General features: G+C 25.6%; 9 protein-coding genes. 8 read left to right on the top strand and 1 reads right to left on the bottom strand.

From position 1 onward, the window contains the following. The 8 genes from L992_RS12075 to L992_RS12110 form a co-directional block, all read left to right on the top strand. The coding region (locus tag L992_RS12075; RefSeq protein ID WP_052193996.1) for a ParA family protein at window positions 1-1,047 on the top strand (1,047 nt) is incomplete at its 5' end. Beyond that, on the top strand, window positions 1,035-1,643 hold the full coding sequence (locus L992_RS12080) for a hypothetical protein (RefSeq protein WP_047382603.1): 609 nt from the start codon (window positions 1,035-1,037) through the stop codon (window positions 1,641-1,643). The genes L992_RS12075 and L992_RS12080, both read left to right, overlap by 13 nt. A 79-nt stretch (window positions 1,644-1,722) precedes the next feature. Then, complete coding sequence (locus L992_RS12085; RefSeq protein WP_047382604.1) at window positions 1,723-2,277, top strand: CD3073 family putative ECF transporter S component; 555 nt, start codon at window positions 1,723-1,725, stop codon at window positions 2,275-2,277. Between the two features lie 2 nt (window positions 2,278-2,279). Further along, a complete protein-coding gene (locus tag L992_RS12090) occupies window positions 2,280-2,804 on the top strand; it encodes a CD3072 family TudS-related putative desulfidase (protein ID WP_047382607.1) in 525 nt (174 codons plus the stop codon). Beyond that, window positions 2,797-3,609, top strand: coding sequence for an ATP-binding cassette domain-containing protein (locus L992_RS12095; RefSeq protein ID WP_052191725.1), 813 nt, complete (start codon window positions 2,797-2,799; stop codon window positions 3,607-3,609). Before L992_RS12090 ends, L992_RS12095 begins: the two co-directional genes overlap by 8 nt. After that, the gene (locus tag L992_RS12100; protein WP_047396547.1) at window positions 3,594-4,373 is read left to right on the top strand and encodes an energy-coupling factor ABC transporter ATP-binding protein; all 780 of its coding nucleotides are present in this window, start codon (window positions 3,594-3,596) and stop codon (window positions 4,371-4,373) included. The genes L992_RS12095 and L992_RS12100 overlap by 16 nt, the downstream gene beginning before the upstream one ends. A 2-nt stretch (window positions 4,374-4,375) precedes the next feature. Continuing rightward, window positions 4,376-5,092 carry an energy-coupling factor transporter transmembrane protein EcfT gene (locus tag L992_RS12105; protein ID WP_047396549.1) on the top strand — a complete coding sequence of 239 codons (717 nt, stop codon included), beginning with the start codon at window positions 4,376-4,378 and terminating at the stop codon, window positions 5,090-5,092. A 178-nt stretch (window positions 5,093-5,270) separates the two neighbouring features. Continuing rightward, on the top strand, window positions 5,271-10,325 hold the full coding sequence (locus L992_RS12110) for a putative mucin/carbohydrate-binding domain-containing protein (protein ID WP_047396551.1): 5,055 nt from the start codon (window positions 5,271-5,273) through the stop codon (window positions 10,323-10,325). Between the two features lie 43 nt (window positions 10,326-10,368). On the opposite strand, the gene L992_RS12115 is transcribed toward L992_RS12110, so the two are convergent. Beyond that, window positions 10,369-10,782 carry a TonB-dependent receptor domain-containing protein gene (locus L992_RS12115; RefSeq protein ID WP_047396552.1) on the bottom strand — a complete coding sequence of 138 codons (414 nt, stop codon included), beginning with the start codon at window positions 10,780-10,782 and terminating at the stop codon, window positions 10,369-10,371. Window positions 10,783-10,840: the final 58 nt, after the last annotated feature.

The following is a 10,840-nucleotide window of genomic DNA, read 5'->3' on the forward strand; positions in this document are numbered from 1 at the left end:
ACATTTAACAAAAAAAATAAAATATCAACAGCATATTTGAATATTCCAATAAAAGGAATTAAAATAATGAATGAACCTAAGTTTTTAAATTTTATTTATAATGAAAAATTAAATGAAATAACTTTTAAAAAATGCGAAAATGGACAACCATTAATTATTCAAGCTAATGGAAATACAAAACTTTATAGAATAACTCTAGATAAGGAAATTATTGAAAAAATTGGCTATAAAAAAAATCAATTAGTTAAAATAGATATTACAACAGAACAGATGAAAATAACTTTTAATCAGGAGGAAAAAATGTCTAAAATAATTTCTATTATAAATTTTAAAGGTGGTGTTGGAAAAACAACAACAACACACTGTATTGGATCAGGAATAACTTTAGAAAATAAAAAAGTATTACTAATAGATACAGATCCACAAGCAAGTTTAACATTTACAGCATTAAATGAAACTCCAAAACTGACAATAAAAGATATCTTAGTTGATCAAAAAAACATAAATGATGTAATTATTGAAACTCAAAATTTTGATTTAGTTCCATCAAATTTAATATTAAATCTAGCAGAAAGACAATTGACATCTAAATTTGGAACTGAAAAATTATTAAAAAAAGCTTTAGATAAATTAGAAAAAACGTATGATTATATAATTATAGATTGTCCACCAAGTATGAATTTATTTACTGTAAATGCTCTTTATGCATCAGATTATGTATTAATTCCTTGTGAAACAGAACTTTTAGCTTTAGATGGATTAAATCTTTTAATTCAAACTTTAGAACAAACAGAAGAGGAATTAGACGTCAAAATAAAAAATACTTTAATTTTACCAACAAAGTTAGATAAAAGAAAAAAAGTAAGTAAAGAAATTTTTGAACATTTAAAAGATAACTTTAAAACAACAGAAACAACAATAAGAACATGTTCAAAATTAAATTTGTTAGGTCTTAATAAAGATTCTATTTATCAAATAGATTCATCATGTACAGCAGCAATTGATTATAAAAATTTAGTGGGGGAAATTATTAAATGGGATTGTTAGCAAACTATAAAAAAAGTGAAGTTATTATAAAAAAAGATAAGTTTGAATCAAGATTTGATTATACTGATTTTAATCAAGAAGATAAAGAAATACTGATTGAATTAGAAAAAAAAGCAACTCATACAGGAAATTTATTAAAAGAAAATTTAAAAGAATTAGGGGATGTTTTTTTAGAGGCCCATAAAATTTTTTCGAATAATAAAAATGGTATGTTTGGAAAATGGTATGAAAGTTTAGGATTTAAAAAAGATTTTGTTTATCTATGTTTAGACAGAAGACAGCTATCTTTACAATATAATTCAAATGAAATATATAAATTACCAGATAGAGCAATTAAAGATATTAAAAAAATAGAAAAAAATAACGAAAAAATAGTTTTTGAAATTTTAGAATCAGAAAATCCAAAAGAAAAAATAAAAGAATTTAAAGAAAATTTATCTCAAAATAAAATTCAAACAGAAAAAAATATAAAAAAAGAAAATCTTAAAATAAAATTAACTGGATTGTTAAAAATTATAAATATAAATGAATTTAGTGATGAAAAATTATCAAACATAGAAGAAATTATATTTGAACTAGAAAAAGAATTATTATAAAAAAACCTTTTGTAAATAAAGGTTTTTTTGTATAATATATAAAATTTTATTTAATTAGGATTTACACAGAGGAGAAAAAATGAATAAAAAAACATTGGCAATAACAATTTCAGCACTTGGAATAGGGTTAAATATAATACTGGCAACACTAGCTAAGACACTTCATATTCCTTTTTTATTCTTAGACACAATAGGAACAATATTATCTGCAGCGTTACTGGGACCATTTTTTGGAGCTATTACGGGAATGATAACTAATATTATTACATCAGTTGTAAATAATCCAATAGAATTACCATTTGCTATAGTTAATATGATAATAGGAATAGTTGTAGGATATATTGTTAAAAAATTTGGTTTTGACTTCAAAATAGCTGTATTTACAGGAATATTGCTTTCAATAGTAGCTCCATTGGTTGGAACACCTATAGCAGTTTCTTTATTTGGAGGTCTAGCAGGAGGATCAATGGATATTTTAACAGGATGGCTTGTTAAAAGTGGACAAAAAATCTTTACAGCAGCATTTATTCCAAGAATTATGTCTAATTTAATAGATAAAGTTTCATCATGTATTATTGTATCTATACTTATAGCAAAACTTCCAAAAAGTATATTAAATAAAATAAGAGGATAAAAATGAATAGATCTAAAAAAATTATAATAATATCACATTGTATTTTAAATCAAAATAGTGTGGTTAAACCTTATGCTAGAAAGCAAGATGAATTTTTAAAGTTTTTACAAAATAAAATTTTAAAAAACTATGGAATTATACAATTACCTTGTCCAGAAATAAACATTTTAGGTTTAAAAAGATGGGGACATGTAAAAGATCAATTTGAATATAGTGGATTTGTAAATGAAAGTAAAAAAATGCTGCTTCCAATTGTAAATCAAATTAAAGATTATTTAAAAAATGGTTATGAAATAGAGGGCATTTATGGAATTTCGGGAAGTCCAAGTTGTGGTGTGAATAAAACTTGTAGAGCAGATTGGGAAGGAGAAACTAGTTGCTATGAAAGCTTAGAAGATATTAGAGGTAGGGTAAAATTAGTTTCTGAGAAAGGTGTCTTTATGGAAGTTTTAGAATCAATTTTAAAAGAAAAAAACATCTCTTTAAATTTTTATGATGTAGAAGAATGGAGTGAAAAAGTTGATTAGATTAGAGTGTATAGATTTTTCTTATGACGAGAAATCTATATTTGAAAAATTAACTGTTAATTTTGAAAAAGGTAAGTTTTATACTTTATTAGGAAAAAATGGTTCTGGAAAAAGTACATTGCTAAAATTAATTTTAGGTATAGAAAAACCTAAAAACGGAGAGATTTATATAGACAATGTTAACTTAAAAACTAATTTATATCATTGTAGAAGACAAATTGGGATGGTTTTTCAAAATCCAGATGAGCAAATTGTTACGGATATTGTTGAAGAGGAGATAGCTTTTTCAATGGAAAACTATGGGTTTGATTCAGAGGTTATGCTAAGAAAAATAGATGAACTACTATTGGAGATTGAATTTGAAGGAAGAAATTTAGAAAAAATATCAAAACTCTCAGGAGGAGAGAAGCAAAGATTGTGTATAGCTTCTGCCTTAGCATTAAATCCTAAAATTTTAATACTTGATGAGGCTACTTCTATGTTAGATCCGCACAATAGAAAAATAATATTAAATCTTTTAAAAAAATTAAAAGAAAAAGGAGTAACAATTATTTTAATAACTCACCATTTATCAGAAATAGAGTTTTGTGATGAGGTTTTATTATTGAAAGGGAGTGAAATCGATTTTAAAGGCTCTAAAGAGCATTTTAACGAACTTTTAGTAAAAGGGGAACTTGGAGCAGGACTAGATCTTCCCACGATGTTTAAGGTAGCTAAAAACATTTATTTGCGTACAGGAATTAATTTATCACAAAATGTTTTTGATTTAGATAAAATGGGGGAAAGTTTATGGAAATCTCTTTAAGAGAAATAAATTCAGGATACGAAGAAATAGTATTAAAAAATATAAATTTAGATATTAAAAGTGGAAGTTATAATTTTATCATAGGAGAAACAGGAAGTGGAAAATCAACTTTACTTCAAACTATAGGATTTTTATTAAAAAACAAAACAGGAGATATTTTTTGGAAAAATAAAAACCTTTCTTTAAAAGAACACTTGAAAGAGTATAGAGAAAATTATGGTTATATGTTTCAATATACAGAAAAACAATTTTTTAATAGCACAATTAAAGAGGAAATAATTTATTCTCTAGTGAAAAGAAAAATATCACCTGAAGAGATTGAAAAAAAGCTAGATGAAATTTTAGAGTTGTTGGAGTTGTCAAAAGATATACTAACTAGATCTCCGTATGAAGTTAGTGGAGGACAGAAAAGATTTATAGCACTAGCTTCAATACTAATAACATCTCCTAAAATTTTGTTATTAGATGAACCTACTGCAGGTCTTGATATAGAAAATAAAAAGTTATTTTTTACAATTTTAGATAAATTGAAAAAAAGTGGAATAACAATAATTCAAATATCTCATCTTTTAGAAGATGTATTAGAGTATGGTGATAATGTTGTTGCTTTGGAAAAAGGTAAAATTATAGCACAAGGAAAACCTTTTGAAGTTTTAAAAAATTCAGATTTGGATTTTATAAAATTTTGTGAAATTATGAATAATTTTGGTGTTTCTACAGAAAATATAAGAAATATTGATGAACTTCTAGAAAGGATTAGATAGTTATGAAATTACAAAAGTTTGACCCAAGAACTGTATTTTATACAACTCTAATCTGTATAATTGCATTGGGATTTATAAAAAAACCTTATCAAATTTTAATTTTGTTACCCGTAATATTTTATCAAATAAGACTTTTTTCTATAAATGTAGAGAAGTTAAAAAAGATTTTAAAATACTCTTCGGGATTAATGATTTCAATAGTAGTTATAAACTTTTTTTTAATAGGAAGACCAATTGATTATGTAGTTATATCTTTTTCTAGATTGATTATAATTATATTTTTAGCTACTTCGATGGTTTCATCACTAGAGATAAGAGAAATTGGTTTTGTAATAGAAAAAACACTATCCCCCTTAAAAATTTTTAAGATTCCTGTAGAATCGATAGGAATTATTACAGCACTTTCATTTAAGTTTGTTCCAATGTTACAAAAGGAAGCTGAAAGAGTGGTGTTAGCCCAAAAGGCTCGAGGAATAGATTATGAATTGATGACTTTAAAAGAAAAAGTAGAAAATATAACAACACTTTTTTTTCCAATTGTTATTTCAGGAATTCAAAATGCAATAAATTTAGCGGTATCGATGGAAGTTAGAGGATATGGAAATGGAGTTGTAAGAAGTAGATTGAGAAGTTATAGGTTTCTTAAAAAAGATTATCAACACTTAATTTTTGTAACTATATTTTGTATAATATTTTCATTTTTATGTATAATATTTTAAATCTTAATAAAAATATCATAGTCACTACATTTTATAAAACATTAAACTGTAGATGGTTATGGTATTTTTTTTTTGATAATATAATTGAAAAATAATAGATAGTATGTTAATATTGTTACAAAAGTTTTTAAATGAAATTGAAATAAAAATACAAAAATGAAAAATAGGAGGCTGAAATATGAGTTTGAACATAAAAACTAATGAAACTATAGAAGAGTTAAAAATTTATAGAAACACAAGTTTATCAACAAGTGAAGACAGTAAACAGTTTAATTATAGTATTCATTCTAACGAGCCATTAGGTATAAAAATTTTACAAAGTTGTTCAATTGAGATTTTAATAGAGGGAGAAAATATAACTGGTGATGCCAATCTAAATTTACATAATATAGTAAATTTAAAAGGTATAAAAAAAATTCCTGTAAATGTATGGACTAAAATAGATATTCCAGAAATGGGAGGATTATTTATAGATGTACAAAATATTAAAAATGGATTAGATTCAGTTGATGAAAGATTTAGTTTTAGTGTAAAAGTAAAAATGAATAAATCAGATTATATACTTGCTTCTATTTTTGATATAAGAGAGGAAAAGATTTCAAGGAATATTTTATCTAAAGAGGCTTTTCACGAGAAAGTATTTTTAAATCAGAATGGAGATGATCCAGGATTACTTATAAGTGACAATGTGAGAATATACATTCCAATGATAAAGCATCTTATAAAGAAAAATAACGAACAACCAATGGATATATTAGAAGCGTTAGAGATGAATGAGGATATAATCGCTTTATATAATAAATTAGCTGGTCTAGATGAAAATAATGAGAAGGATATGCATAGACCTAGAAAAGGTTTTTTCTTAGTTACTGGAAGAGAAGAGCATAGAGGATATATGTCGGCTGGAAGTACTATGCTAGATTGTGCTCCTAATAATATTTTATCATATTTTGGAAGACCTAAAAAAGGTGAAGCTGTTTGGGGTATGTATCATGAGTACGGTCATCTTTATGAGCAAGGATGGGGATTCACAGAGTATTGGAACAATATGTTTGCAAATTCTAAAACAAGAATAGATAAAAATGATCCTACTTGGTCTTGGGCATATGGGAATAAGCAACAATATGAAGAAACAAAGGTAGTAACGTCATATATTGATTATTTAACTAAAGGTGAACAGAACAAGAGAATAGTACCTATGTATTTCTTCTTAGCATTTATTGATAGTATTGACAATGAGTTTATGCAAAAGCTTGAAACATTCTGGAGAGAAGAAGGAAAGTATTATGGTTGGGATTTTGTCGCATACTTTATAGCTAGGCAATATAAATTAAATGTAATACCTTTTATAAAGATGTGTGAACTACAAGATGTTACAGATTTTAATGCAATTGATGATATAATTGATTCTTCTGAATCTTCATATTTATATATAGATCAAAACTCTTGGTTTGATTCGGTGAGAAATATTTCTATACCGCCTACAGTGAGAAAAATATACCCTGGTAGAAATAGAACTTTAAGTGGAATAGCTAATCCAGAGGCTGAAATAGAAATAAAATTAGGTCAAAATAGATATATAGTAACAGCGGATTCATTAGGAAAGTTTTCGTTCTTAGTTCCAGAGATAATTTATTTAAATTCAGAGTTTAAAATAAAATCAATTGAAAAAAATAAAGTTTCGAGTCATGAGATTGATATTATAGTTTCAGATGATAAACCTAAAGTACTTTTCAAAGGATTCAAAGATGAAGTTTTTTTAAGAGTAGAATTTGATTTTGTAAATAAGAAATTTATAGCATCATCATCAGGAGTAGCAGCTAATGTACATTATCATTCACCAGAATATATTGTGATAGAGCATTATAATAAAAAAAATAAATTAAAAAATAGATATTCTGTAGCGGGATCTTCGAATGCTGATTATGTTTCAAATCTATTAAATGAAATGAAATTTATAGAAGGAGACTATTTAAAACTCTCGCATAAAGAGCAGTTTAATAGATTGGCTTTACTAGGTGAAATTAAAGATACTGAAGAATATTATGATCACGGGGTTAAAAATCTAGATTTACAAAACTCATATTTCTATATAATGAAATCAGATATATTGTATTCAAAAGTTCAATTAGAACTTAATGTAAATAAAGATGATTTAATTGAACTGATAAAAGAATGCAACTATAACAAAGATGATTATTCTAAAAATAGTTACGATGAATATGTTTTAGCATTAGGTAAATCAATAGAAGTTCTAGAAGATGACGATGCTCTAGAAAATCAAGTTGTTGAGGCATATAGAGATTTAGAAAAAGCAATACAGAATTTAAGAAAAAAGAATAAAATTATATTTAAAGGATACAATAATGTTAACTTCTGTGAAATAGTATTCAACGATGATTCTATGATGCTTGACGCTAAGGGAATTGACACAACAATACACCCATTCCATGGAAGTAGCAAGTATGCAGAAATAAAGCTATTCAATAGAAGAGGAGTAGTTAAAGGAAATTATTCAATAAAAGCAAATGAGAGTAGTTTAGAGTTTGCTAAAGCTATAAGTACACTAACTTTTGAAGAAACGGATTATATTAAGTTATATCATTTAGAAAAAAATAGCAGAATGATAATAGAAGGATTTGTTGAAAATACGCCATCTAATTTAAATAATGGTTGTTCAGCTATAGATTTGGAAAATAGTTATTTCTATATACTAAATGAAAATCTAAAATATTCAAATATATTATTAGATTTATCAGATGATAAAACTAAGTTAAAAGATAGGATTGAAGAATTAGAAAAGTTAGATTCTAGTGAGTATACAAAACTTTCTTTTAATAATCTACAAATGGTTATTCAAAAAGCTAAACAGTTGTTAGAAACACCAAATTTAACAGAACAGGAGATAACATTAATTTTAGAAGAGTTAAATGATGTTGAACATGCCTTAAGAGAAAAAAATAAAATTCTGTTTAAGGGATATAATAATGTTATTTTCTCAGAATTGACATTCAACTACGACTTAATGAAATTTGAAGCTAGTGGAATAGAAAATATGATTCATCCATATCAATATTCACGTAAATATTCAGAGGTTATACTATACAATAGAAAAGGAATAGTAAAAGGTAGTTGTAGTGTAAATGCAAATCAAGATAGTATGACATTTGCAAGCAATTTAAATAGTTTAACATTTGAAGAAACAGATTATATTAAGTTGTACCATTTAGAAAAAAATAATAGATTAGTAGTGAGTGGTTTTGTTGAAGATGCACCGTATAATCTCTCTACAGGTTGTTTTGATATAGATTTAGAAAATAGTTATTTCTATCTATTGAATGAAAATTTAAAGTATACGAATACTTTATTAGATTTATCAGATGATAAATCTAAATTAAAAGATAAAGTTGAGGAGTGTTTAGAAATATCTCCAGAAAATTATACGAAAGTAAGTTATAACTATTTAAAAAGTCATATAGAGTATGCTACATCAATGTTATCTACCCCTAATTTAACTCAAGTCGAGATTGATTTAGAGGTTCAAAGATTAGATGAAGCAAAAAATAATCTAAAAGAAAAAAATAAAATTATATTTAAAGGATATAACAATGTACACTTCTTAGAATTAACATTTAACTATGATTTAATGAAGTTCGAAGCAAAAGGAACGGACTCAATAGTGCACCCATTCCACTATGGGCGTAAATATGGAGAGGTTATTTTATATAATAAAAAAGGAATAGTAAAAAGTAGTTTTAGTGTAAATGCAAATGAAAATAGTATCCAATTTGCAAATAAGTTAAATAGTTTAATATTTGAGGAAACGGATTATATTAAATTATATCATTTAGAGAAAGATAGTAGATTAGTAGTAAATGGCTTTGTAGAAAATGCACCACATGATTTATCAACAGGTTGTTTTGATATAGATTTAGAAGATAGCTATTTCTATATATTAAATGAAAATTTAAAGTATACTAATACTTTGTTAGATTTATCAGATGATAAAACTGAGTTAAGAAAGAAAATTGAAGAATACTCACAGATACCTTCTGAAAAATATACTAAAAAAAGCTATGATTATTTTAAAAATCATCTGAATTATGCTCAGTCAATATTGGAAGTTCCTAATTTAACTACTGATGAAATTAATTTAGAAATTGAAAGATTAGATATTGCAAAAAATAAATTGAGAGAGAAAAATAGAGTTATATTTAAAGGGTATAATAATACTATTTTCTCAGAATTGACATTCAACTATGATTTAATGAAATTTGAAGCTACTGGAATAGAAAATATGATTCATCCGTATCAATATTCACGTAAATACTCTGAAGTTGTATTATTCAATAAAAAAGGTATTGAAAAAGGTAGATGTAGTGTAAATGCAAATGAAAATAGTATGACATTTGCAGATAGTTTAAATGCGATGAGTTTTGAAGAAACAGATTATATTAAGCTACATCATTTAGAAAAAAATGGTAGATTAATGCTAAATGGATTTATAGAAGACACACCCTATGATTTATCAACTGGTTGCTTTGATGTAGATTTAGAGAATACTTATTTCTATATATTAAATGAAAATTTAAAGTATACGAATACTTTGTTAGATTTATCAGATGACAAAACTGAGTTAAGAAAGAAAGTTGAGGAATACTCGCAAATATCTTCAGAAAAATATACTAAAATAAGTTATAACTATTTCAAAAATCATTTAGACTATGCTGTGTCAATGTTAATAGTTCCAAATTTAAATGCAGATGAGATTAGTTTAGAGATTCAAAGATTAGAAGATGCAAAAAATAAATTAAGAGAAAAAAATAAACTTATATTTAAAGGGTACAATAATGTACATTTCTTAGAGGTAACCTTCAATTATGATCTAATGAAGTTTGAAGCAGAAGGAAGAGAAGAGATTGTTCATCCATTCCATTACGGACGTAAATATGCTGAACTTATATTATTTAGTAAAGATGGAGTTATAAAAAGAAGTTGTAGTGTAAATGCAAATGAAAATAGCTTGTCGTTTGCAGCTGCTTTAAATAACTTAAACTTTGAAGAGACAGATTATATCAAATTATATCATTTAGAAAAAGATAATAGATTAGCAATAGAAGGATTTGTAGAAGATACACCATATGATTTATCAACTGGTTGTTTCAATATAAATTTAGAAAGTAGTTATTTTGCTATTTTAAACGAAAATTTGAAATACTATACACAAAATTAGAATAAAAAATATCTTCGGTCATGACCGAAGATATTTTTGTTTATTAGAAAGTATATTTAAATCCAGAATAGAAAGTTCTTCCGCTTGAAGGATCGTAAACTTTTTCTCCGTTAGAGATACCTTCTTGATCGAAGTTTTGTCTATCAAGAAGATTGTTGATTCCTCCAAATAGTTTTAAACCATTATCAAGAGTATAGTTAACACTTAAATCTAAAGAAACAGCATCTTTAGCTTTATATTTGTTTTCTTTATCTAAGTAGTATTGATCTTTATAGTTAAGAGTTAAAGCTGTATTAAAGTTATTTGTAAAATAGATAGCTGTTCCTACATTAGCGTTTGTTTTAGGAGTATATGGAACATGATTTCCTTCGATAGATCTATTTATTGAATCACTAGAGATAGTAGCATCAACAAAAGCTAAGTTTTCGAAGAATACAAATTTTCGAGGGTTTCCCAAATTTAGTGTAAATTGTAAAAATTGAATATATATATTTTACCTTCTTGGCTATTAATTT

This window comes from Cetobacterium sp. ZOR0034 (genome assembly GCF_000799075.1).
Lineage (GTDB): Bacteria > Fusobacteriota > Fusobacteriia > Fusobacteriales > Fusobacteriaceae > Cetobacterium_A.

Bases quoted from the DNA above. Each gene is read 5' to 3' on its own strand.
- L992_RS12110 (WP_047396551.1), top strand. From the start codon at position 5,271: ATGAGTTTGAACATAAAAACTAATGAAACTATAGAAGAGTTAAAAATT.
- L992_RS12080 (WP_047382603.1), top strand. From the start codon at position 1,035: ATGGGATTGTTAGCAAACTATAAAAAAAGTGAAGTTATTATAAAAAAA.
- L992_RS12085 (WP_047382604.1), top strand. From the start codon at position 1,723: ATGAATAAAAAAACATTGGCAATAACAATTTCAGCACTTGGAATAGGG.
- L992_RS12105 (WP_047396549.1), top strand. From the start codon at position 4,376: ATGAAATTACAAAAGTTTGACCCAAGAACTGTATTTTATACAACTCTA.
- L992_RS12100 (WP_047396547.1), top strand. From the start codon at position 3,594: ATGGAAATCTCTTTAAGAGAAATAAATTCAGGATACGAAGAAATAGTA.
- L992_RS12090 (WP_047382607.1), top strand. From the start codon at position 2,280: ATGAATAGATCTAAAAAAATTATAATAATATCACATTGTATTTTAAAT.